Source organism: Dactylosporangium fulvum (assembly GCF_025137375.1).
In the GTDB taxonomy this organism is placed as follows: domain Bacteria; phylum Actinomycetota; class Actinomycetes; order Mycobacteriales; family Micromonosporaceae; genus Dactylosporangium; species Dactylosporangium fulvum.
This window is the reverse complement of the sequence record NZ_CP073720.1, coordinates 8,098,959-8,122,686: the sequence shown is the minus strand read 5'-3', so window position 1 is coordinate 8,122,686 and position 23,728 is coordinate 8,098,959. Positions and strand designations below refer to the sequence as shown.

Annotated in this window: 19 protein-coding genes; 17 read left to right on the top strand and 2 right to left on the bottom strand. The window is 69.6% G+C overall.

Annotated elements, in window-relative coordinates; genetic code table 11:
• The first annotated feature begins 80 nt into the window (after positions 1-80).
• From Dfulv_RS37160 to Dfulv_RS37120, 9 genes are all read left to right on the top strand, one after another.
• Positions 81-692 carry a GtrA family protein gene (locus tag Dfulv_RS37160; protein ID WP_259858492.1) on the top strand — a complete coding sequence of 204 codons (612 nt, stop codon included), beginning with the start codon at positions 81-83 and terminating at the stop codon, positions 690-692.
• Complete coding sequence (locus tag Dfulv_RS37155) at positions 586-1,752, top strand: glycosyltransferase (RefSeq protein WP_259868819.1); 1,167 nt, start codon at positions 586-588, stop codon at positions 1,750-1,752. Before Dfulv_RS37160 ends, Dfulv_RS37155 begins: the two co-directional genes overlap by 107 nt.
• The gene (locus Dfulv_RS37150) at positions 1,742-3,358 is read left to right on the top strand and encodes a glycosyltransferase family 39 protein (RefSeq protein ID WP_259858491.1); all 1,617 of its coding nucleotides are present in this window, start codon (positions 1,742-1,744) and stop codon (positions 3,356-3,358) included. The genes Dfulv_RS37155 and Dfulv_RS37150 overlap by 11 nt, the downstream gene beginning before the upstream one ends.
• Positions 3,359-3,375: 17 nt before the next feature.
• Entirely contained in the window at positions 3,376-4,884 is a 1,509-nt protein-coding gene (locus Dfulv_RS37145; protein ID WP_259858490.1) for a hypothetical protein, read from the top strand.
• 6 nt (positions 4,885-4,890) lie between these two features.
• A complete protein-coding gene (locus Dfulv_RS37140; protein ID WP_259858489.1) occupies positions 4,891-5,910 on the top strand; it encodes a sensor histidine kinase in 1,020 nt (339 codons plus the stop codon).
• Positions 5,907-6,578 carry a response regulator gene (locus Dfulv_RS37135; protein ID WP_259858488.1) on the top strand — a complete coding sequence of 224 codons (672 nt, stop codon included), beginning with the start codon at positions 5,907-5,909 and terminating at the stop codon, positions 6,576-6,578. Before Dfulv_RS37140 ends, Dfulv_RS37135 begins: the two co-directional genes overlap by 4 nt.
• Positions 6,579-6,675: 97 nt before the next feature.
• Positions 6,676-7,983: a glycoside hydrolase family 5 protein gene (locus Dfulv_RS37130; protein ID WP_259858487.1), complete on the top strand. Its 1,308-nt coding sequence runs from the start codon at positions 6,676-6,678 to the stop codon at positions 7,981-7,983.
• A gap of 209 nt (positions 7,984-8,192) precedes the next feature.
• Entirely contained in the window at positions 8,193-9,791 is a 1,599-nt protein-coding gene (locus tag Dfulv_RS37125; RefSeq protein WP_259858486.1) for an MFS transporter, read from the top strand.
• A gap of 44 nt (positions 9,792-9,835) precedes the next feature.
• Positions 9,836-10,462, top strand: coding sequence for a TetR/AcrR family transcriptional regulator (locus Dfulv_RS37120; protein ID WP_259858485.1), 627 nt, complete (start codon positions 9,836-9,838; stop codon positions 10,460-10,462).
• Between the two features lie 179 nt (positions 10,463-10,641).
• On the opposite strand, the gene Dfulv_RS37115 is transcribed toward Dfulv_RS37120, so the two are convergent.
• Positions 10,642-12,531, bottom strand: a complete 1,890-nt coding sequence (locus tag Dfulv_RS37115; RefSeq protein ID WP_259868812.1) for a helix-turn-helix domain-containing protein — start codon at positions 12,529-12,531, stop codon at positions 10,642-10,644.
• Positions 12,532-12,562: 31 nt separating this feature from the next.
• Positions 12,563-13,357 (bottom strand): 3-hydroxybutyrate dehydrogenase, encoded by a 795-nt coding sequence (locus tag Dfulv_RS37110; protein WP_259858484.1) that lies wholly within the window; start codon positions 13,355-13,357, stop codon positions 12,563-12,565.
• A 140-nt stretch (positions 13,358-13,497) separates the two neighbouring features.
• On the opposite strand from Dfulv_RS37110, the gene ruvC reads away from it, so the two are divergent.
• The 8 genes from ruvC (at position 13,498) to Dfulv_RS37070 (ending at position 22,586) form a co-directional block, all read left to right on the top strand.
• Positions 13,498-14,010: a crossover junction endodeoxyribonuclease RuvC gene (gene ruvC, locus Dfulv_RS37105; protein WP_259868780.1), complete on the top strand. Its 513-nt coding sequence runs from the start codon at positions 13,498-13,500 to the stop codon at positions 14,008-14,010.
• A complete protein-coding gene (gene ruvA / locus Dfulv_RS37100; protein WP_259858483.1) occupies positions 14,007-14,615 on the top strand; it encodes a Holliday junction branch migration protein RuvA in 609 nt (202 codons plus the stop codon). Before ruvC ends, ruvA begins: the two co-directional genes overlap by 4 nt.
• Positions 14,616-14,724: 109 nt before the next feature.
• Positions 14,725-15,789, top strand: a complete 1,065-nt coding sequence (gene ruvB, locus Dfulv_RS37095; RefSeq protein ID WP_259858482.1) for a Holliday junction branch migration DNA helicase RuvB — start codon at positions 14,725-14,727, stop codon at positions 15,787-15,789.
• 120 nt (positions 15,790-15,909) lie between these two features.
• Entirely contained in the window at positions 15,910-16,263 is a 354-nt protein-coding gene (gene yajC, locus Dfulv_RS37090; protein ID WP_406567861.1) for a preprotein translocase subunit YajC, read from the top strand.
• A gap of 81 nt (positions 16,264-16,344) precedes the next feature.
• A complete protein-coding gene (gene secD, locus Dfulv_RS37085; protein WP_259858481.1) occupies positions 16,345-18,171 on the top strand; it encodes a protein translocase subunit SecD in 1,827 nt (608 codons plus the stop codon).
• Between the two features lie 2 nt (positions 18,172-18,173).
• On the top strand, positions 18,174-19,352 hold the full coding sequence (secF, locus tag Dfulv_RS37080) for a protein translocase subunit SecF (protein ID WP_259858480.1): 1,179 nt from the start codon (positions 18,174-18,176) through the stop codon (positions 19,350-19,352).
• Positions 19,353-19,426: 74 nt separating this feature from the next.
• A complete protein-coding gene (locus Dfulv_RS37075; protein WP_259858479.1) occupies positions 19,427-19,951 on the top strand; it encodes an adenine phosphoribosyltransferase in 525 nt (174 codons plus the stop codon).
• A 148-nt stretch (positions 19,952-20,099) separates the two neighbouring features.
• Entirely contained in the window at positions 20,100-22,586 is a 2,487-nt protein-coding gene (locus Dfulv_RS37070; protein WP_259858478.1) for a RelA/SpoT family protein, read from the top strand.
• Positions 22,587-23,728 lie beyond the last annotated feature (1,142 nt).

The window sequence follows — 23,728 nt, the reverse complement described above, 5'->3', positions numbered from 1 at the left end:
TGGGGGAGACCGAAGGTGTGGACCGCCGCGGGACCGCGGCGGGATGTGGCGGAGGGCGGCCGGGCGGCACGGTTGTGAGCGTGACGCACTACTTGAACCGGCTGAGCCGGTTCTCCCTGGTGGGAATCAGCGGTGTCGTCGTCAACAACGTCGCCCTGCTCGTGCTGCACGGACTGCTCGGGCTGGCCCTGCTGCCGGCCACGGTCGCGGCAGTCGAGATCGCCCTCGTCTCCAACTACATCCTGCACGAACTGTGGACCTTCCGCCGGCGCAGCCTCTCGCTGCAGCGCTTCGCCTACTTCAGCCTGGCCGGCCTCGCCGCGCTGCCGGTCAACGTGGTCGTGGTCCAGATCCTGGTCGGACTCGGCATGCACTACCTCCCAGCCAACCTGGTCGGCATCGCCGCCGGCTTCGCGGTGAACTTCGCCGTCAGCTCGAAGTGGATTTGGAGTGAACGCACCGATGGAGCAGATCGTGTTGACCGGCGTCACCCTGATCTCGCTGCTACTGACGGTGCAAGCGGCGCACGCCTTGTATCTGATGATCTATACCTGGGACCAGCCGGAGGCGGACGCCCACGCGCGGGTGCCAGATCAACGTGTTACGCCGCAACTCTCCTTCACCGCCATCCTCCCCGCACGCCACGAGGAGGAGGTCATCCAAGCCACCATCGCCCGCGCCGCGTCCGCTGACTACCCGCCGCACCTGGTGCAGATCCTGGTGGTCTGCTCGGCGGACGACGTCGGCACCATCGAGCAGGCCCAGGCGCAGATCGCCCGGCTGCGCCAGCTCGGCCGCAGCAACGTGGACGTGATCGTCTTCGACGACGGCCCGATCAACAAGCCGCACGGGCTCAACACCGCCCTGCGGTACGCCCAGCACGACATCGTCGCCATCTTCGACGCCGAGGACGAGGTCGAGCCGCAGCTGTTCGACATCGTCAACACCATCATGGTCACCGAGCAGGTGTCCGTCGTGCAGGCCGGCGTCCAGCTGATGAACTTCGACTCCAACTGGTACTCGACGTTCAACGTGCTGGAGTACTTCTTCTGGTTCCGCAGCCGCCTGCACTACCACGCCAAGAACGGCGCCATCACGCTCGGCGGCAACACCGTCTTCTTCCAGCGCGAGCTCATCGAGCGGCTCGGCGGCTGGGACGAGACCAACCTGACCGAGGACGCCGACATCGGGCTGCGCGTCTCCAGCATGGGCGAGAAGGTGCGGGTGGTCTACGACGACCGCTACGTCACCAAGGAGGAGACGCCGCCGACGCTGCAGAGCTTCATCAAGCAGCGCACCCGGTGGTGCCAGGGCTTCATGCAGACCCTGGGCAAGGGCACCTGGAAGCAGATGCCCAAACGGAGTCAGCGGTTCCTGGCCTGGTACACGCTCGCCTTCCCGCACGTCCAGGCGATGCTCGGCATCTACCTGCCGGTCGCGCTGCTGCAGGCGTTCGTCCTCAGTGTGCCCGTACCGGTGGCGATGCTGTCCTGGCTGCCGGTGCTGCTGCTCGGCGCGCACTTCGTCATGTCCGTGGTCGGGCTCTACGAGTTCACCGGCGCCCACGGGCTCAAGGCGTCACCGGGGACCGTCGTGAAGATGGCGATCGGCTGGTTTCCGTACCAGATGCTGCTCTCCTACGCGGCGGCCCGCGCACTCTGGCGGCAGATGCGCGGCGCCACCAACTGGGAGAAGACCGCCCACGTCGGCGCACACCGCACCGAAGCACCGGAGCTGAGCAATGTCGGCTGATGTCCTTACCCCTGTCCGGCCGCCGACGCCGCTGCCGAAGACCCCGAAACGGGACCCTCTCGGCCGGGGCGGCCGCTGGCTCGTCGCTCTGTGCATGCTCATCGGCCTGGTGAGCCACGGCTGGAACATGTTCCGTTACCCGCTGTACCTCACCGACGAGGGCATCTACATGGAGCAGGCGTGGTCCGTGCTCCGCGAGGCCAAGCTCTCGCCGTACACCTACTTCTACGACCACGCCCCGGTGGGCTGGCTGGCGATCGCCGGCTGGGTCAGCGTGCTGCCCGGCCAGTTCCAGGCCTTCGGTAACGCCATCAACACCGGCCGCGTCCTGATGCTCATCGTCCACGTGGCGTCGGTGTTCCTGATGTTCGAGATCGTGCGCCGGTTCAGCGGCAGCAGGCCCGCGGCGGTCCTGGCCACGGTCGTGTTCAACCTGTCCCCGCTGGGGGTGTACTACCAGCGCCAGGTCCTGCTCGACAACCTGATGATGTTCTGGATCCTGCTGGGCCTCTACCTGCTGGCCCGCAAGGACGGCCGGATCGTCAGCGCGATGGGCGCCGGGATGTGCTTCGGGCTGTCGCTGGTGACCAAGGAGAACGCGCTGTTCATCCTGCCGGGCTGCGCCTATCTGCTGCACCGCACGCTGAAGGAGCAGTCCAACCGGCGCTTCGGGGTCAGCTTCTGGTGGTTCACCGTGCTCGCGCCGGTGGTCGGCTACCTACTGTTCGCCCAGATCAAGAACGAGCTGTTCCCGCAGAACTTCAACTTCAACCTGGAGTCCACGACGCCGGGTGACCACGTGTCGCTGCTCTACACCGTCTGGTGGCAGCTGCACCGCAACTCCAACACCGGAACCGGCCTGTCCTTCTCCTACCTGCTGCGGGAGAGCTGGCTGTTCAAGGACCGGTACATCCTCATCGCCGGCGTGGCCGTCACGGCGCTGTGCCTGCTGGCCGGCCGGAGAAACAAGCGCCTGCGCGGGCCGATGCTGGCCTGCGCGCTGATGGCCCTCGGCTACGGCTTCTACCTGACCAGAAGCGCCCTGCTCGACTTCTACATCGCGCCGATGGTTCCGCTGTTCGCCTTGAACCTCGGCATGTTCTTCGGCTGGTTCACCCGGCGCACCAAGCAGGCCGGCGCGGCGGTCCTGGTCGCCTGCCTGCTCGTGCCGGTGCTCGTCATGCCGGGCGGCTTCATGGTCAAGTACAACACCAAGGGCGAGCTGGAGTTCAGCGACGCGTACCGGCTGCCGCTCACCCGCCTGCAGGAGCAGCAGGTGGCCTGGATCAAGGCCAACGTGCCGACCGACGCGCGGCTCATCATCGACGACGACATCTGGGTCGCGCTGCACGACAACAACCCGCCGTACCGCAATGCGCACTCGCACTACAAGGCCACGTCCGACCCGGACGTGCGGGACAAGGTCTTCCACATGAGCTGGGAGAACATCGACTACGTCGTGATGTCGAACAAGATGCGCGACGCACTCGAGCGCGGCGGGGAGACCTGGATCATCGAGGCGATCGACCAGCACGGCCAGCCCGTGTGGGAAGCGACCCGGGGCGACGTCTCACTCTCCATCATCAAGATCGGTGCCACCTCGTGAGTTGCCGGGAGTGAAACATGCAGACCGTCAAGCGCCGCCGGGCGGCTCCGGCGACCGCGACCAGCGCCACCGCCCGTCGTAAGCGACCCGTCCGCCGCACCCGAAAGAAGCTCTCGACCCGCCGGATCATCCTGGCCGCGGTCGCCGCGTTCCTGCTGATCAGCCTCGGCCGTTCGGTCCTTCCGGCACTGGGCATCGAGGCGCCGGGCCTGCCGAAGTTCGGCGGCGGCGATCAGCCGACGACGGAGACCCGGACCAAGGAGCCACCGCCGCCGACGATCGACCTCAACGGCGTCCTCGTGCACGGTGGCGACACGCCGATGATCACCCTGAACCCAGGCCTGGTGCGGCTCGGCGGCACGGTCACCGTCCAGGGATCCGGCTTCGACCAGGGTTCGATGATCGACGTGTACCTCGGGCCGTCGAAGAACGCCGCGCCGCAGCCGAAGAAGGGCAAGGGCAAGGCGACCCAGAACGCGCCCAAGCCGCAGCAGGTCGGCACCGCGAAGGCCGGCAAGTACGGCGTCTTCACGACCAACTTCAGCTTCCCCAGCCGGATGACCTCGCCCGTGCTGGAGGTCACCGCCCAGGCCCGCGGCAGCGACAAGGTCGCCAAGGCCGACGCGGCGGTCGCCCAGGGCGCCGGCCAGGCGACGTTGTCGGCGGTCGTGGGCAAGCCCGGCGACACGGTCAACCTGACCGCCAAGGGCTTCGCACCAGGCGAGGAGCTCAACGTCTTCTGGGGCCGGATCAATGGTGATCCGAACCTCACCCTCAAGGCGGATGAGGGTGGCTCAGTGGGTAAGACGCCGATCAGAGTTGGGGTTACCGCCGTCGGGCAGACCAGTCTTGTGGTCGTGGGCAAGACCAGTGGATCGGCGGCCAGCGCACCGTTCCAGGTGCTGCGGCTGTACCCGTCGATCAAGCTCGCGCCGTATGCCCTGAAGGCGACCCAGAAGCTCACCTTCTCCGGCAGCGGTTTCGCGCCGGGTGAGCGGGTGCTGATCCGGCTGAACTCGGCCGGCGGGCAGCCGGTGATGGCGGTGCAGACCAACGACGCCGGTGCGTTCAAGGGCGCCGGGCTCGTCATGCCGTACCAGCTGAAGGGCGCCCAGCAACTGGTGTTCCTGGGTGAGCAGAGCCGCTCGGCGGTCGCGTCCGGGTTCACGATCCTGCCCTTCACGCCACAGGCCCGCACCAACGCCTACGGCGGCCTGCCCGGCACGGTGGTCAACTTCTACGCCACGCAGTTCGCCCCCAACGAGGCCGTCCACGTCTCCGTCCGGACGGCGAAGGGCGCCAAGCCGCAGCTGGTGTCCGCGTTCCGGGTCGACCAGAAGGGCTCGGCACGCGCGGTCGGCCAGTACACGATCCCGGGCGACACCGAGGACACCGTCGTGTTCGAGCTGCACGGCCAGCGCAGTGACGCGATCGCGAAGATCAATTTCAAGGTCGACAAGTCCGGTGGCCCGGTCGACATTCCGCCGCAGAAGCCGTACACGGTGCCGAAGGACCTGGAGAACTGACGACGGATGTACTGGCAGGCGTTCCGGTCCGCCCCGGAGGCGTTGATCGTACTCGACGCGTCCGGGGTGGTCCGCCTGGCCAGTAGTGCGGCCGAGACACTCTTCCGGCGCACCGCCGGCGAGCTGGTGGGCCGCCGGGTCGACGAACTGTTCGTGGGGGACCCGCGCGGGTCCCCCACGCCCATGACCGCGGTGGTCCAGCTGCCCGACGGCGGGCAGCTGGAGGTCGACGTCCGGGCCAAGACCCTGGAGGGCGATCCACGCGGGCTCGTCGTGCTCGCCGTCGACGACCAGAGCGACCCGAACCGGTCCCGCTCCAGCCTCGAACAGCGGATCGTCCGGCTGAAGCGGGCCGGGAAGGAACAGGGCGAGCTCCTCGACGACCTGATCCTCAGCCAGGAGCGGGAACGCGCCCGGATCGCGGCCGGGGTGCACGACGACAGCCTGCAGGTGATCACCGCCGCGACGCTGCGCCTGCAGCACCTCCGGCGCCGGCTCCACGATCCGACGGACCTGGAGATGCTGAGCCGGCTCGAGGAGTCGCTCGCCCAGGCCGCCGACCGGCTGCGCCGGCTCATCTTCGACTTCCGGCCGCCGAAGCTGTCCAGCGACGGGCTCGCCGCGGCGACCCGCGACCTGCTCGACGGCCTGGCGGCCGACCACGAACTCGTCGTACAGCTGCAGAACCGGCTCACCGCCGAGCCGGCACTGCCGACCCGCCTGCTGATCTACCGCATGCTGCAGGAGGCCGTCGCGAACGTCGGCAAGCACGCCGACGCGGACCGTTGCACGGTCGTTCTCGGTGAGCAGGACGGCGGCTATCTGGTCCGGGTGGTCGACGACGGGGTCGGGGCCGAGGCGTTCGGCGAGCCGGAACCGGGGCACCTGGGGATGGTCCTGATGCGGGAGCGTGCCGCCCTGGCCGGCGGCTGGTTCCGGATCAGCAGCGTGCCCGGCAGTGGGACCACCGTTACGTTCTGGGTGCCGCGGGGCGCCGATCTGCAATCAAAAGGAGCTTCACCGTGAATGGCCGTCCGCCGTACCGGGTGCTGATCGTCGAGGACCACCAGGTGGTCGCGGAAGGGCTGGCGGTGCTGCTCAACGAGCACCCCGAGCTGCGCGTCGTGGCCCTGGCCAGCACCGTGGGCGAGGTCGAGCACCTCGCCGACGTCGAACGGGTCGACGTCATCCTCGCCGACTACTGGCTGCCTGACGGCACCGGCGCCGAGGCCGCCGCGGTCCTGCGCGCCCACCAGCCCGAGGTCGCCATCGTCTTCCTCAGCGCCGACGACAGCGACCAGGTCATCCTCGCCGCCCTCGAGGCCGGCGCGGCCGGCTACCTGGTGAAGAGCGCGGGTGGCGCCGATGTCGCGGAGGCGGTACGCCGTGCCGTCGACGGCGAGATCCTGGTGCCGGCCCGCCAGCTCGCCAAGTTGCTGGCCCGCCGGCGCGAGGAGTCGAGGCGCGTTGAGGAGCACGCCCGGCGGCTTGATAGCCTCACGCCGCGCGAACGGCAGATCCTCAGCCTGATGACCGAAGGCATGGACAACCGCGACATCGCGCGCGAGCTGAGCATCAGCTACACGACGGTCCGCAGCCATGTGCGCCATCTGCTGAACAAGATGGGCGCCAGGTCGAAGCTCGAGGCCGTGGTCCGTGCCGCCGAGTGGGACTCTCCTGCAATTGGTGCATAAACAAATCCGACATTTGTACGCTGATTTCGTATTCCCGATATCCGTAACGTGTTGACCTGCCCGACAGGTTGAGCGGTGACGCCGGACTCTCTCGCCGGTGTCAGAAACTCCCTCAGCCGATCGCTCCGGCGGCCGCCTGCTCTCGCGGGCGGCCGTCGTCGAACGTGAGGACAAGGTCAACTCGATGGGTCAACTCACCCGTACGCGTCTCATCCTGATATCCGCCGCTGCGGCGGCTGTCGCTCTGGTCATCGGCGGCATCGCCCTGATCCCGTCGTCCGGCGACAAGAAGGTCCACCCGGTAGAGGCCGAGGCGGGCCAGCGGCTCCAGATGCCGCTGCGCGCTGACGGAAACAAGATCCTGGACGCGCGCGGCGAAGTGGTCACCTTCACCGGCGTGAACTGGTTCGGTCTGGAGACGAACACGTTCGCTCCGCACGGGCTCTGGTCACGCAAGCTCGACGACATGCTCGACCAGATGGTCGGCGCCGGCTTCAACACGATGCGCCTGCCGTTCAGCAACGAGCTGTTCGACGACTCGGCGAAGGTCAACGGTGTTGACTTCAAGCTCAACCCGGACCTGGAGGGCCTGACCGGCCCGCAGATCATGGACAAGGTCGTCGAGGGCGCCACCAAGCGCGGCATGATGGTCATCCTCGACCGGCACCGCCCCACCTCGCAGGGCCAGAGCAACCTCTGGTACACCGACAAGGTCAGCGAGGAGCGGTGGATCGGCGACTGGGTCAAGCTGGCCAAGCAGTACAAGAACAACCCGCTCGTGGTCGGCGCCGACCTGCACAACGAGCCGCACGGCGAGGCCACCTGGGGCGACGGCTCCGAGAAGACCGACTGGAAGGCCGCCGCCGAGCGCGCCGGAAACGCGATCCTCAAGGAGAACCCCAACTGGCTGATCATTGTCGAGGGCATCGAGACCTACAACGGCAACGGCTACTGGTGGGGTGGCAACCTGCAGGGTGCCGCTGAGCACCCGGTGAAGCTGTCGGACCAGTCGAAGCTCGTGTACTCGGCCCACGACTACAGCCCGAAGGTCTGGTCCCAGCAGTGGTTCAACGACCCGTCGTTCCCGGACAACATGCCGGCGCTGTGGGACAAGCAGTTCGGCTACCTCGTGAAGCAGAACGTCGCCCCGGTGCTGATGGGCGAGTTCGGCGGACGCTCGGTCGCCGAGAAGGACGACCAGGGCAACAAGGACCTGGAGGGCATCTGGCAGCGCAGCCTGATGGCGTACATGAAGGAGCACGGCTTCAGCTACACCTACTGGTCGTGGAACCCGAACTCCGGTGACACCGGCGGCATCCTGAACGACGACTGGAACACGCTGAACGAGGACAAGGTGGCCCTGCTGAAGTCCTACCAGGCCCCACTGGCCTCGGCCCAGGACTGAGCCGGACCCCGCACCACGGCGACGGCCGGACACCTCCATCGGTGTCCGGCCGTCGCCGTTTTTTCGTGGTCGTGGTGCTCCCCCTGTGACGGCGCGCACAATATGATACGAGACGGTTCCGTATCGCTTCCTGGAGGACTAGCTTCTCAGAGTGGATACGGAACCGTTCCGTATCGTATCGCGTTCCGACACAGGGGGAGCACCAAACCGTGGACGCAACCAGCCAGACCGCACCACCCGACACCGGACATCCCCGCCGCTGGGCCATCCTCGGCGTTCTTGTCATCAGCCTGCTCGTGGTGGTGCTGGACAACACCGTGCTCAACGTCGCGATGCGCACGATCGCGGACCCGCGGCACGGCCTCGGCGCCACGCAGAGCCAGCTCGAGTGGGCCATCAACTCGTACACGCTCGTCTTCGCCGGCCTGCTGTTCACCGCCGGCATCCTCGCCGACCGGCTCGGCCGGCGGATCACGCTCACCATCGGCCTCGTGCTCTTCGGCATCGCGTCGCTGATCTCGGCCTACGCGAACTCGCCGGACCAGCTCATCTGGGCCCGTGCCCTGATGGGCCTCGGCGCCGCCGCGGTCATGCCGTCGACACTGTCGATCATCGCGAACGTCTTCGACCCGCGTGAGCGCGGCCGCGCCATCGGCGTCTGGGCCGGCGCGGTCGGCCTCGGCGTGGCCATCGGCCCGATCGTCGGCGGCCTGTTGCTCGAGCACTTCTGGTGGGGCTCGGTCTTCCTCATCAACGTCCCGATCGTGGTCGTCGGCGTCGCCCTGGTCAGCGTGCTCATCCCCGAGTCGCGCGACCCGAAGCCGGGCCGCATCGACGTCGTCGGCGTGCTGCTGTCGATCGTCGGCCTGACCCTGCTGACGTACGGCGTGATCGAGGGCGGCGAGAACGGCTTCGGCAGCCCGCGCTCCTGGGGCACGCTGGTCGCGTCCGCCGTGGTGCTCGCCGCGTTCGTGGTCTACGAGCGGCGCATCGAGTTCCCGTCGCTGGACGTGCGGCTGTTCGCCAACCGCCAGTTCTCGGCCTCGACCGGCATGATCGGCCTGGTCTTCTTCGCCGCCATGGGCGCGATGTTCTTCAGCGCGTTCTACCTGCAGCTGGTCCGCGGCTACGGCCCGCTCGCCTCCGGCGCGCTGTTCGTCCCGTTCGCGGTCGGCCAGATGGTCTTCGCCCCGCGCAGCGCCGCGATGGTCAAGCGCTTCGGCCCCAAGGCGGTCAGCACCGTCGGCCTGCTGCTCGTCGCGGTCGGCCTGGCCGGCTGGATCTTCATCCAGGCGGACACGCCCATCTGGGTCATCGGCGCGCTGTTCTTCATCATGGGCGTCGGCATGGCCAACGTGATGCCGCCCGCGACCGAGTCCATCATGGCCGCGCTGCCCCGGGAGAAGGCCGGCGTCGGATCGGCCGTCAGCAACACCATCCGCCAGGTCGGCGGCGCCCTCGGCGTGGCCGCCCTCGGCGCGGTCGTCAGCTCGTTCTACCGCGACGACATGGAGTCCGCCACGGCCGGACTGCCTGCCGCGGCCCGGAGCGCGGCAGGTGAGTCGATCTCCGGTGCGTACGGGGTGGCGGAACACGCCGGGCCCGCCGCGCCGGCGCTGATCCAGCACGCGAACGACGCCTTCATCACGGCGATGCACTACGCCTCGATCGGCTCGGCGGTCTTCGCGGTCCTCGGCGCCGTGGTCGCGGCGATCTGGCTGCCCGGCAAGCGCCCGGCCACCGCTCCCGCCCCGACCACCGCGGAAGGCGTCGCGGAGGAACAAGGCGTGGAGCTGGTGGACGCGTGACCCGCCGGTAGATCTGTTGTGAAAACTCGGTAACAATGGAAACCATGACGACGGTGAGCGTGGATGGGCGCCTCGAGCCCGCGGCCGACCAGGACCGCAAGGGCCCCGGCCGGCCGCGCAGCGCCAGGGTCGACGAGGCCATCGTCGAGGCGGTGTTCGATCTGCTGAGCGCGGGTCAGAGCGCCGACGCCATCTCGATCGAGGCGGTCGCGGCCAAGGCGGGCGTGGGCAAGGCCACGATCTACCGTCGCTGGCCGAACAAGGAAGCGCTCCTCATCGACGCGGTGACGATGATGAAGGGCCCGCTGCCGGAGCCGCACGGCGAGTCGGTCCGCGAGGACCTGGTCATGCTGGTCAGCGGGATGCGGAACAAGCGCATGGAGCGGTATGGCAGGGTCACCGCCTGCCTGCTGCCGGAGCTCGTCAAGAGCGAGGAGATGCACCGCGTCTACCAGGGTGTCATCGAGCCCCGGCGCAACGTGATGCGGCAGGTCCTGCGCCGCGGCGTGGAGACCGGCGAGCTGCGCGCCGACCTCGACGTCGAGCTCACGCTGCTCATGCTCTCCGGTCCGAACATCGTGCAGAACATGCTCAACTGGAACCCGACGGTCCCCGAGGAGCACTTCGCGGAGAAGCTGGTCGACGCCGTCCTCTGCGGCATCGCCGCCTAGCCCGGCGCGGCTCCGTCGGCCCGCTCCCTCGGCGCGCTCCGTCGGCGCGCTCCGTCGGCGCCGATCTTGGAGTTGTGGTCCTGTCTTTATGCGGATTTGTCGGACAAGTCAGGGACCACAACTCCAAGATCGGCGCAGGGAGCGGCGGGAGGGGCGCGAGGAGCGCGGGCGGCGGGCGGTTACGTCTGCAGGCGGTGGAGCCGGAGCGCGAGCTGGACCTCCAGCGCGCGCTCCGGCTTCTGCCAGTCGGCGCCGAGCAGCTGCCCGATCCGCTCCAGCCGCTGGGTCACCGTGTTGACGTGGACGTGCAGCAGTTCCGCCGCGCGGGCCAGTGAGCCGCCGACCCCGAAGTACGCCTCCAGCGTCTTCACCAGCGCCGTCCCGCGCCGCGCGTCGTAGTCGACCACCGGGCCGATCGTGCCGTCGAGGAACGCGTGTACGTCCCGGTCGCGGCCGTCCGGCGCGGAGCCGAGCAGCAGGCCCACGAAGCCCAGCTCGGCCGTGCTCGCGCCGGTGCCGGTCCGGCCCAGCGCGGCCAGGGCCGTCACGCAGCGGTCCGCGTCGCGGTAGGCCGCCGCGATGCCGGCCGGGCTCGCCGCCGGCCCGCCGGCGCCCGCGGTCACCGGGCGGCCCAGCAGCTTGCCGAGGTCGCGGGCGACGGTCCGGGCCGACGGTCCGGCCGCGTCGCCGGGCAGGAGCAGCACCACGTGGCCGTCGCGGGAAGCGGCGAGGCCGCCGCGGGACTGCGCGTACGTCTGGGCCCAGGAGACGGCGCGCTGGCGGACCGAGCCGCCGGTCAGCGCGTCCTCGCCGATCGCCACGACGACGTTCGGCGCGTCCAGGTCGACCCCGAGGCGTTTCGCCCTGGTCCGGAGGGCGTCGGCGTCGCGTACCGGCCGGGTGATCACGTCGTCGAGCAGCTCACCGCGCACGCGGCCCTCGGCGTCGGCGACGGTGCGGCGGAACAGCTGCAGCAGCGCGGTGACGACCGCGGCCCGCTCCAGGATGCGCTGGTCGGCGTCGACGAGCGGGTGGTCGGGGCGCAGCACGAGCACACCCAGGTTCTCGGCGCCGGCGACGACCGCGGCCACCCACAACGGCCCGCGGCGCACGCTGCGCCCCTCGGTCCGCGACGCCGCGAGGGCCTCCGCGATCGCGCGCGGGTCCGGCTGGGCCAGCTCGCCGACGAGCGCGAGCTGCCGGCCCTCGGCGTCGAGCACCAGCAGCGAACCGGCGAGCACCTCGGTGACGACGGCGGCCACGTCCTCGACCCCCGCGCCGCGCAGCACCAGGGCGGTCATCCGGTCGTGTGCGGCGGCGGCCCGCTCGACCGAGTCGCTGTGCGCGCGGACCATGCCGTGCGCGGCGGACAGCTCCTCCAGGGCGGCCTGCGTCTCGGCGAGCAGCCGGGCGGTGTCGATCGCGACGGCGGCGTGCGCGGCCAGCGACACCAGCAGCGACACCTCCTCCCGCGCGAACGGGCGGGCGGAGCGGTTCGCGGCGTAGAGCACGCCGATGATGCGCGCGCCGAGCCGCAGCGGCACCCCGAGGATCGCCACCAGGCCCTCCTCACTGACGCCGGCGTCGATCTCGCCGGTGTGCCGGAAGCGGGCGTCCTCGGGGTAGTTGGCCGTCACGTACGGGCTGCCGGTCTGCGCGACGAGCCCGCCGAGCCCGGCGCCCATGGGCAGGCGCAGCGCCTGGAACCGGGCCGAGATCGAGCCGTCGGTGACCCGCATGTACGTGTCGCCGCGCGTTTCGTCGTTGAGCGTCATGTACGCCACGTCGGCGCCGAGCAGCGTGCGCGCACGGTGCACGATGGCGGCGAGCACCGCGTCGAGGTCCCGCAGGCCGGCCAGGTCGCTCGCGGTGTCGAAGAGCCCGGACAGCTCCTCCTCGCGGCGCCGGCGCCGCTCCAGCAGTGCCCGCACCCCCAGGGCGACGACCTTGGCCTGCTCCAGCTCGGCGAGCCGGTCCGGCGGCAGGCCGGCGTTGCGGGCGGCGACGAGCGGGCCCTCGAACTCGACTGCCGCGGCCTCCCGCGCGAGCAGTTCAAGGTATTCGAGCATCGTCGTCACGCCACCATTCTGGCTGTTCGAGCTAGTGGGCGGTCCAGCCGCCGTCGATGGCGACCGACGTGCCGGTGATGAAACCCGCGGCGTCGGTGCACAGGTAGGCGACCAGCTCGGCGACCTCCTCCGGCTCGATCAGGCGCTTGATCGCGGCACTGGTCAGCATGATCTTCTCGACGACCTCGGACTCGGGAATGCCGTGCGTCGCGGCCTGGGCCCTGATCTGACCCTCGACCAGGGGCGTGCGCACGTAGGCCGGGTTGACGCAGTTGGCGGTCACGCCGTGCGGGGCGCCCTCCAGCGCCACCGTCTTCGACAGGCCCTCCAGGGCGTGTTTGGCGGTGACGTAGGCGGCCTTGAACGGCGAGGCCCGCAGGCCGTGTACCGAGGAGATGTTGACGATCCGGCCCCACCCGGCCGAGTACATGTGTGGCAGCACCCGCCGGACCAGCCGGAAGGGCGCCTCGACCATGACGGTCTGGATATAGGCGAACCGCTCGGCCGGGAACTCGTCCAGCGGCGCGACGTGCTGGATGCCGGCGTTGTTGACCAGGACGTCGACGTCCCAGTGCCCCTCCAGGGCCTCCTCCGCCCGGTCGAGGTCGGACAGGTCCGCGACGACGGGCACGGCGCCGGTGTCGTCGGCGAGGGACTCCAGCGGCTCGGCGTCGCGGTCGACCGCCACCACCCGCGCGCCCGCGGCGGCCAGGCGCCCGGCCACGCTCCGGCCGATGCCACTGCCGGCCCCGGTCACCAGGGCGGTCCGGCCGCGCAGGTCCAGGGCGACCACCTGATGCGGGGGAACGGGGTGCGGCGTCGTCATGGCGGGAAACGTACGAGGCTTCGGGAGCCCGTCCCATGGGGTCCGCCCACATACCTTCGGGCCACTCGATGTGTGTGTCGCGGCACCGGTACGGTCGAAAGGTCGTCTAGTCTGTCGAACACACGTTTGAGGGGGTGCCGGTGCGGGTGCTGGGGGTCGATCCCGGGTTGACCCGGTGCGGCGTCGGTGTGGTGGAAGGCCTGCCGGGGCGGGCCTGCCGGCTCGTGCACTACGAGGTGGTCACCAGCGACCCCGACACCGACCTCGCGTACCGGCTGCTCAACCTCGACGAGCGCCTGACGGCCCTGCTCGCCGAGCACCGGCCCGAGTCGGTCGCCGTCGAGCGGGTGTTCAGCCAGCACAACGTGCGCACCGTGATGGGCACCGCGCAGGCCGGCGCCGTCGCGATCCTCGCCGCGGCCCGCGCCGGGCTGCCCGTGCAGATGTACACGCCGAGCGAGGTCAAGGCCGCGGTGAGCGGCAACGGTCAGGCGGACAAGGCTCAGGTCACCGCGATGGTGACCCGTCTGCTGCGGCTCGAGGTCGCGCCGCGCCCGGCCGACGCCGCCGACGCTTTAGCCTTGGCCATCTGTCATGTCTGGCGCGGAGGCACGCGGGACCGCATCGCCGCCGCCGTGAGGAGGGCCCGATGATCGCGAGCGTCCGCGGCAAGGTCGTGGCGGTGTCGCCCGACGGGGCGGTGATCGAGGTCGGCGGTGTCGGCATCGCCGTGCAGTGCTCGCCGCACACGATCGCCGACCTGCGGGTCGGTGCCGAGGCGCGGCTGGCCACCTCGCTGGTCGTGCGGGAGGACTCGCTCACGCTCTACGGCTTCGCCGACGACGACGCCCGCCAGCTGTTCGAGCTGCTCCAGACCGCCAGCGGCGTGGGGCCGCGGCTGGCGCAGGCGGTGCTGGCCGTCCACACCCCGGACGTCGTCCGCCGGGCGATCTCCGGCGGCGACACGTCCACCCTGACCCGTGTGCCGGGCATCGGCAAGAAGGGCGCCGAGCGGCTCGTCCTGGAGCTGCGAGACAAGGTCGGCGCGTTCGCCGGCGACGGCGCAGCCCTGGTCGGCGTGGGCGCCGGCGCGCCCTGGGCCGAGCAGGTCCGCCAGGCGCTGATCGGGCTCGGCTGGACCCAGAACCAGGCCGACCAGGCCGTGGCCGCGGTCGCCGAGCAGCTCGACGGCCAGCCCGCGCCGCCCGTGCCGGTCCTGCTGAAGCAGGCGATCCGCATGCTCGGGACGATCCGGTGAGCGGTCCGGAGCGGAGCGGAGGCGGCGTGAGCGGTCCGGAGCGGAGCGGAGGGGCCGCTCACGATGAAGTTCAGCGTCAGTCGCGGCGCCGCAGCGGAGCGGAGGCGTCGTGACCGATCCGCTGTTGAGTTCTTATGCGTCCGACGAGGACGCCGTCGCTGAGCAGAGCGTGCGGCCCCGCCGGCTCGCCGAGTTCGTCGGCCAGCACCGGGTGCGCGAGCAGCTCGATCTGCTGTTGCAGAGTGCGCTGCGCCGGGGAAGCCCGCCCGACCACATCCTGCTGTCGGGTTCGCCGGGCCTCGGCAAGACGACCCTGGCCATGATCGTCGCCGCCGAGCTGGGCGCCGGCCTCCGGCTGACCAGCGGCCCGGCGATCGAGCGCGCCGGCGACCTCGCCGCCGTCCTCACCAGCCTGTCCCGCGGCGACGTGCTCTTCATCGACGAGATCCACCGCATGGCGCGCCCGGCCGAGGAGTTGCTCTACAGCGCGATGGAGGACTTCCGGGTCGACGTGGTGGTCGGCAAGGGCCCGGGCGCGACCGCGATCCCGCTCGACGTCGAGCCGTTCACGCTGGTCGGCGCCACGACCCGCAGTGGCCTGCTGACGGGCCCGATGCGGGACCGCTTCGGGTTCGTCGGGCAGCTCGACTTCTACGACGCCGACGAACTCGATCAGGTGATCGTGCGCTCCGCCCGGATCCTCGACGTGCCCATCACCGCCGAGGGCTCGGCGGAGATCGGCCGGCGCTCCCGCGGTACACCCCGGATCGCCAACCGGCTGTTGCGCCGGGTCCGCGACTATGCGGAGGTGCGTGGCACCGGTGTCGTCGACCTCGCGGCGGCGCGGGCGGCGCTCGCTGTCTACGACGTCGACGAGCTCGGGCTCGACAAGCTCGACCGCGCCGTGCTGCTCGCGCTCATCCGGGCCGGCGGCGGGCCGGTCGGTCTGTCGACGCTCGCCGTCGCGGTGGGGGAGCAGCCCGACACGGTCGAAGAGGTGTGCGAACCTTTCCTGCTGCGGACCGGACTCCTTGCGCGTACTCCCCGTGGCCGGGTCGCCACGGCTGGTGCATGGCGTCATCTCGGTCTCCCAGCTCCCGCTGGTACCGTCGGTGGCGGAAATCCCGCGGGCGGCTCGCCACAGACGCCCGATCTGTTCAGTTTGGAGCCGTAGCTCCCAGCCTGTCGTGATCGGACCGTGACGGACGCCGGTCTACGTGGTGTCCGACACACCGACTAGACTCGCCGCGATCCGCTGCGCGGACCCCATACCTCGACCGGAAGGCCAACCATCGTGTATTACGCCGCGGAAAACTCGGGCGGCAACGGGATTTTCACCCTCCTGATTTTCGCCGGGTTCTTCGTCCTCATCTATTTCCTGATGATCCGGCCGCAGCAGCGCCGCCGCCGCGAGGTCGAGAACATGCAGTCGGCGATGGGGGTCGGCGACGAGGTGGTTACCGTCGGCGGGCTCTACGGCACCGTGCGCGGCATCGACGACGACACCATCCTGCTGGAGATCTCCCCGGGCGTCACCGCCAGATACGCTCGGGCGGCCATCGGCAAGGTGAACAAGAAGGCTGACGCCGGCGACGACGAGGCCGCCGACGGCGAGGCACCGGCAGACTCCGCCAAAGACGCCGACTGAAAGCCCGCCCGCAGCCACATCGTGTGAAACGTTCACGCCGCGCGAGCCCCGCCGGCGTTACCGCAGGGAGACCCGACAGCCGTGGCACAACCTCAGGCACCGATGCGCCCGAGCAGGCAACTTGCCGTGCTCGCTCTCATCTTTATCGTCTTCGGCCTCTTGACGTGGTTCGGCGGCAGCGGCGGATGGCGCGACCGGCTCGAGCCGAAGCTCGGCCTCGACCTCATCGGCGGCACCACCGTCACGTTGCAGGCCCGGACTGAGAACGGCCAGGCGCCGACGCGCCAGCAGATGGAGAACGCCCGCCGCATCATCGACCAGCGGGTCAACGGCCTCGGCGTCGCCGAGGCCGAGGTCGTCATCGAGGGCAGCAACAACATCGTCGTCTCCCTGCCCGGCAAGAGCGACGACCGGCTCAAGCAGGTCGGTCAGACCGCCGAGCTGCGGTTCCGCAAGGTGCTGAACCAGACCGGCGACACCGGCGCGACCGACCCGTCGGGCTCCGCGTCGCCGTCCGCCTCGACGTCCGGCTCCGCCGCCCCGTCCGGCTCCGCGTCGGCGCCGGCCTCCGCGCCCGCCTCGACGTCGGCGCAGCCTTCGGCGAGCACGAGCGCGTCCGAGAGTGCCCCGGCCGCCGGCGCCAGCGCGACCCCGTCGGCCTCGCTGCTGCCCGGCATCGCCGAACGGCGCGCCGAGGTGCAGAAGAAGCTCGGCGAGGCCGTCTGGGCCGCTGCCCTGCAGGAGCAGGCCCCGCTGGACTTCGCGAAGGACCCGGCCAAGGCCGAGGCGTACAAGCCGTTCAAGGACCTGACCCCCGAAGAGGTCGCGGCCCTGCCGGCCAGCATGCAGTTCAACATCCCCTACGTCACCTGCGACAAGCTCGACCGCCGGCCGGTCGGCTCGGTCCGCAACGACAAGGAGAAGGTCGTCGCCTGCGGCCAGGGCGTCAAGTACCAGCTCGACCTGGCCAAGGTCCTCGGCACCGACGTCTCCAAGGCCGACTCCGGGATCAACTCGCAGAACGGCAAGTGGACGGTCAACCTGTCGTTCACCGGCAGCGGCCAGAACCGCTGGACCGACCTGACCCGCGAGGCGTACAACGGCGGCAGCAACCCGCAGCAGGTCGCCGTCGTCCTCGACAACGAGGTCGTGTCGGCCCCGACGATCCAGAGCGTCATCCCCGGTGACGCCGAGATCAGCGGCACCTTCAACAAGTCCTCGGCCGAACTGCTGGCCAGCCAGTTGCAGTACGGCGCACTGCCGCTGTCGTTCGAGTCGCAGGACGCGCAGAGCATCTCCGCGACGCTCGGCAGCTCGCACCTGGAGGCGGGCGTGCTCGCCGCCGGCATCGGCCTCGCGCTGGTCGTGCTCTACTCGTTCTTCTACTACCGGCTGCTCGGCGGCGTCATCATGATCAGCCTCGTGCTCTCCGGCGCGCTGGTCTACATGGCGCTGGTGATCCTCGGCCGGCAGATCGGCTTCACGCTGACCCTCGCCGGGTTCGCGGGCTTCATCGTGTCACTCGGTGTGGCCGCCGACTCGTTCGTCATCTACTTCGAACGGCTCAAGGACGAGATCCGCGAGGGTCGCAGCCCGCGCAGCGCGGTGCCGCGCGCCTGGGTCCGTGCCCGCCGGACGATCATCTCGGCCAACACCATCACCCTGCTGGCCGCGGCGATCCTGTACTTCGTCTCGATCGGCTCGGTGAAGGGCTTCGCCTTCGCGCTCGGTGTCGCCACGATCCTCGACCTGGTGGTCGTGTTCCTCTTCCGCCATCCGATCATGACGTTGTTCGCGCGGAGTAAGGCATTCTTGTCACCACGGGTCAGCGGCCTCGGCCGCGTGCTCGAGCAGCGATCCACGTCCGACGCGGCTCCGACCCGTCGTAACCGCCCGAAGGAGGCCTGACGATGAGCGGTGGCATCGCAGCCCGGCTCTACCGCGGTGAGGCCGGCGTCAACGTCGTCGGCCGGCGCAAGGTCTGGTTCTTCGTCGCCCTGATCGCGATCGTGATCGCGGTGGGCAGCATGGTGTTCCGCGGCTTCTCGCTCGGCATCGAGTTCGAGGGCGGCAACCAGTACAGCGTGCCCGTCAGCGTCGGTACGCTCGACGACGTCGAGAAGGCCTTCGGCGACGCGGGCGTCGAGGTCAAGACCGGCCAGACGGTCGGCGACAGCCAGTACATCATCAAGACCGAGTTGATCAACGACACCGCGCGGCAGACCGAGATCAAGGACTCGATCGCCCAGCGGTTCAACATCAACCCGACGCAGATCAGCGACTCTGCCGTCAGCACGTCGTGGGGTGGCCAGGTCACCAACAAGGCCGCGCTGAGCCTGGTGATCTTCCTGGCCGCGGTGCTCGTCTACCTGGTCGCGCGATTCGAGTGGCGGATGGCGGTGGCGGCGATCGCGTCGCTGCTGCTCGACCTGATCCTCACCGCCGGTGTGTACTCGCTCGTCGGCTTCGAGGTCACCCCGTCGACCGTGATCGGCTTCCTGACGATCCTCGGTTTCGCCCTGTACGACGTCGTGGTCGTCTTCGACAAGGTGCAGGAGAACACCAAGGGCATCACAGGGTCGAGCACACAGACGTACTCGGAGGCCGCCAACCTGGCGGTCAACCAGACGCTGATGCGCTCGATCAACACCGGTCTGGTCGCGCTGCTGCCCGTCGGCGGCCTGCTCTTCATCGGTGCGGGCCTCCTCGGCGCCGGCACCCTGAAGGACCTCGGCCTCGTGCTCTTCATCGGTATGGGCGCCGCGGTGTACTCGTCGATCTTCTTCGCCACGCCGGTGCTGGCCGAGCTCAAGGACCGCGAGCCGCGGCTGCAGGCCCACAACGCCCGGGTCGCCGCGAAGCGCGCGTCGCTCGCGAAGGAGCAGGCGAGCCGGGCCGCGACCCCGGCGCTGGACAGCGACGGTGTCCCGGTCGGCAGCGGCGGCTCCGGCGGCACGGCCAAGAAGGTCGAGCGCTCGGAGCTCGCCGGCGCGGCGCCCCGCCCGGGCGCCCGGCCGTCGAGCCGCCCCGGCGCCGGCAAACGGCCGCGAGCCGGCGGCCGGCCGGGTGGCGGCAGCGGCCGCCGCTGACCGGTTTGATGTACTTGGGCACGGGCGTCGCGGTCGCGGCGCCCGTGCCCCTTTCTTCCCCCAAGGAGCGTCGGTTGGAGATCTCGAAGCTGGTCGCGAGCAAGGTGCTGGACGTGCCGGACTTCCCCAAGCCGGGGATCCTGTTCAAGGACCTGATGCCGCTCTTCGCCGACGGCGCCGCGTTCGCCGCCGTGATCGACGCGATCATCGCCGAGCACGGCGCCGACTCGTTCGACGTGGTCGCGGGCATCGAGGCGCGCGGGTTTGTCATCGCCGCCGCCGTCGCCTACGCCACCGGCAAGGGCGTCGTGCCGATCCGCAAGGCCGGCAAGCTGCCCCGCGAGACCGTGACCGCGCGCTACGCCCTGGAATACGGCGAGGCCGCCCTGGAGGTGCACGCCGACGCGTTCATCGCGGGGGAGCGGGTGCTGGTGGTCGACGACGTGCTTGCCACAGGAGGTACCGCTGCCGCCACCCTCGATCTCGTGGAGCGGGCCGGTGGCCGGGTGAGCGGCTTCAGCGTGCTGCTGGAGCTGGCGTTTCTGTCGGGGCGGGAGAAGCTCGCACCGCGTCCGGTTCATGCCCTGTTGACCGTGTGAGGGCTGCCGGTTTTCCGGTCGCGGGGCCGTCCGGTCGACGGGAAATGTCGGTAGAGGCGGGTAAGCTTGCCTTTCCTACGTTGTCGGCGATGAGGAGCGGCCGGTGACCGGCGACATCGCACCCCCCATTGAGGGTACGGTCGACCACGTGCAGGATGAACCGCGGCAGGACGCACCGACCCCCGAGCCCGAGACGGCCGAGGCCGGCGGCGTGGTGCTGCAGTTCCCCGTGCCTCCTTCCGCCGCGCCGGGCGCCTCTGGTGAGACGCCGCAGCGGCGCGCGTCCGACCGCAGGGCCGTGGTCGACGGGCCGGGTGAGGACACCGAGGACCTGACCGAGGCCAGCTCCATGACCGGCGCCGCACTCGGGCTGGTCGGCGCCGCGCCGACCGGCCGGCGGGTGCGGGCCCGGCTGGCCCGGTTCAACGCGCCGTGGCAGAGCCCGCAGGTCAGCGAGGTGCTGGAGCCGCTGATCGCCCAGCACAAGGCGAGCCATCCCAAGGCCGATGTGCGGCTGCTCCAACGGGCCTACGACATGGCCGAGCACTTCCACAAGGGGCAGTACCGCAAGTCCGGCGACCCCTACATCACGCACCCGCTCGCCGTCGCCACGATCCTCGCCGACCTGGGCATGGACACGACGACCCTGGTCGCGGCGCTGCTGCACGACACGATCGAGGACACGGAATACACGATCGAGCGGATGCAGGTCGACTTCGGCGGTGAGGTCACGCTGCTCGTCGACGGCGTCACGAAGCTCGACAAGGTCAAGCTCGGCGACGCGGCGAAGGCCGAGACGATCCGCAAGATGGTCGTCGCCATGGCCAAGGACCCGCGTGTGCTGGTCATCAAGCTCGCCGACCGGCTGCACAACATGCGCACCCTGACCTTCCTGCCCCGCCCCAAGCAGGAGCAGAAGGCCAAGGAGACACTGGAGATCCTCGCCCCGCTCGCGCACCGCCTGGGCATGAACACGATCAAGTGGGAGCTCGAGGACCTGGCGTTCCGCACGCTGTTCCCCAAGCGCTTCGACGAGATCAGCCGGCTCATCGCCGAGCACACGCCGCAGCGCGACTCGCTGCTGCGCACCGTCACCCAGAAGGTCGCCACCGACCTCAAGGCGGCGAAGATCAAGTCCGAGGTCACCGGCCGGCCGAAGCACCTCTACTCCGTCTACCAGAAGATGATCGTCCGGGGCCGCGACTTCGGCGACATCTACGACCTCGTCGGCGTGCGCATCCTGGTCGACACGGTGCGTGACTGCTACGCGGCGCTCGGTGTGATCCACGCGAACTGGCAGCCCGTGCCGGGCCGGTTCAAGGACTACATCGCGATGCCGAAGTTCAACATGTACCAGTCGCTGCACACGACGGTCATCGGCCCCACCGGCAAGCCCGTCGAGCTGCAGATCCGCACCTATGCGATGCACCGCACGGCGGAATACGGCATCGCCGCCCACTGGCGGTACAAGGAGACGAAGAACGCCACGATCGCCGGCCCGCCGGCGCACATCGACGAGATGACGTGGCTGCGGCAGCTGCTCGACTGGCAGCGCGAGGCGAGCGACCCGAGCGAGTTCCTCGACGCGCTGCGCTTCGACCTGTCCAGCCAGGAGGTCTACGTCTTCACGCCGAAGGGCGACGTGATCGCGCTGCCCACCGGCTCGACCCCGGTCGACTTCGCCTACGCCGTGCACACCGAGGTCGGGCACAAGTGCATCGGCGCGCGGGTCAACGGCAAGCTCGTGCCCCTGGAGAGCACCCTCTCCAACGGCGACGTGATCGAGATCTTCACGTCGAAGTCCGAGACCGCCGGCCCGACCCAGGACTGGCTCGGCTTCGTCAAGAGCCCGCGAGCGCGCACGAAGATCCGGCAGTACTTCAACAAGGAGCGCCGCGAGGAGGCGATCGAGGCCGGCAAGGAGGCGATCGTCAAGGCCATGCGCAAGCAGGGCCTGCCGCTGCAGCGGCTCCTCACCTCCGAGTCGCTGATGACGATCGCCCGCGAGCTGCACCTCGCCGACGTCGCCGCCCTCTACGCGGCGGTCGGCGACGGCCAGGCGTCCGCCCAGTCGGTCGTGCAGCGGCTGGTCGCCGGCTACGGCGGCGAGGAGGGCGCGGTCGAGGACATCGCGGAGACCGCGATCCCGACCCGCCCGCCGAGGACCCGCACCGCCGCCACCGACCCGGGCGTCGAGGTGCTGGGCGTCGACGACGTCTGGATCAAGCTGGCGCGCTGCTGCACGCCGGTGCCGGGCGACGCGGTGTTCGGCTTCGTCACCCGCTCCGGCGGCGTGAGCGTCCACCGCGACGACTGCGCCAACGCGGCCGACCTGAAGGAGCAGCCCGAGCGGGTGCTCGAGGTGAGCTGGAAGCCCACCAGCGCGTCGACCTTCCTCGTCGCCATCCAGGTCGAGGCCCTCGACCGCCACAAGCTCCTCGCCGACGTGACGCGGGTGCTCTCCGACGAGAAGGTCAACATCCTCTCCGCAACGGTGACGACCACCCGCGACCGCGTCGCCATCAGCCGCTTCAGCTTCGAGATGGCCGACCCGAAGCACCTCAACCACCTGCTGGCCGCCGTGCGCCGCATCGACGGCGTCTACGACGCATACAGGGTCACCTCAGGCGCCTGACCGTTTCTGGGCGGGCGCCTCTCCCGGACCTGTGCCGCCCGCGGCGATGGGTTGCCATTCCGCTGGGTGGCTGTCGGCGACGGTCCGCTCATGCTGCGGTTTTTCGGCTGGTGCTCTTCCGCCCGTGCCCCGGATTGCCAGGGTCACCCGGGGCCTCGGTCCGGCCGCTGTTTTGCTGGTGTGCGGTTGATTCGCGTGGCGGGATTCCGGTGGTAGCAGGCGGGTTTGCTCGTGTGTTGTCGACTTGGCGGGCACTATCTGCTTGATCAGTGCTGTCTGTTGATTGGATTGTCTGCTCGGATCGGCATTGTTCGCCTTGGCAGTATTGCCCGGTTTTATTGCGCATTGTTGGCGGTGATTTGCTCTGGCGAACTTGCCGGCAAGTCCTGTCTCAGGCGCCCTTGAGGGAAGCGGGGACATTCCGGACATCACGGTGCATCGACATTCGTGTATTGTATCGATTTTTCATGATCCCGAAGACTTTGTGCTGCTCTGGCTGCCTCAAGTCTTCGGGATCATGAAAACTGCCAGCGATCTGATCGACATAAGTCGATCTGATACCACATGGTGAACTTTCGCGGATCGCCTTCGCGTGTGCCCGATGGGCGGGTCGACGCTGGGTCGGATAAATCCGAAATGTCCACCATGCTGGTCCGCGAGCCGGTCCTCTGGCCGCCTTCCGTCGGGCTTGCCACATCGGTCTGAGGTGTCGGACGAGGTGGGAGCGCGCCAGATCGTGCGGCCGGGGTTGCTATACGACCAGGTGGCGGGGGACTTTTTCTGCTCGGGTTGCTGGCCCCGGCCTGCTGCTCGGCCCGTTGGCTGGGCTTGCTGCTCGGTCCGGTGGCCCCGGGCTGTCGTTTGGCTTTGTCGGCCTCGGCCGGCTGTTCGGCCTGCTGCACGGCCTATTGGCTGGGCTTGCTGTTCGGCCTGTTGGCCCCGGGCTGCCGCTCGGTCCGCTGGCTGGGGTTGTCGCTCGACCTGTTGGTCAAGTCTCCGCTTGGCCTGTTTGGCCAGGATCGCTGTTCGGCTTGCTGCTCAGCCCGTTGGCTGGGTGCCGCTCAGTCCGGTGGCTCCGGGCTGTCGCTTGGTTTGCTCGGCCCTGGCCTGCTGCTCGGCCCTGGCCTGCTGCTTGGCCTGTT

What these genes read in the sequence shown, in the direction of transcription:
- Dfulv_RS37115 (WP_259868812.1), bottom strand. Translation starts at nt 12,531, where the DNA reads ATGCTCGAATACCTTGAACTGCTCGCGCGGGAGGCCGCGGCAGTCGAG.
- Dfulv_RS37140 (WP_259858489.1), top strand. Translation starts at nt 4,891, where the DNA reads ATGTACTGGCAGGCGTTCCGGTCCGCCCCGGAGGCGTTGATCGTACTC.
- Dfulv_RS37150 (WP_259858491.1), top strand. Translation starts at nt 1,742, where the DNA reads ATGTCGGCTGATGTCCTTACCCCTGTCCGGCCGCCGACGCCGCTGCCG.
- ruvA (WP_259858483.1), top strand. Translation starts at nt 14,007, where the DNA reads ATGATCGCGAGCGTCCGCGGCAAGGTCGTGGCGGTGTCGCCCGACGGG.
- secF (WP_259858480.1), top strand. Translation starts at nt 18,174, where the DNA reads ATGAGCGGTGGCATCGCAGCCCGGCTCTACCGCGGTGAGGCCGGCGTC.
- Dfulv_RS37110 (WP_259858484.1), bottom strand. Translation starts at nt 13,357, where the DNA reads ATGACGACGCCGCACCCCGTTCCCCCGCATCAGGTGGTCGCCCTGGAC.
- Dfulv_RS37145 (WP_259858490.1), top strand. Translation starts at nt 3,376, where the DNA reads ATGCAGACCGTCAAGCGCCGCCGGGCGGCTCCGGCGACCGCGACCAGC.
- Dfulv_RS37120 (WP_259858485.1), top strand. Translation starts at nt 9,836, where the DNA reads ATGACGACGGTGAGCGTGGATGGGCGCCTCGAGCCCGCGGCCGACCAG.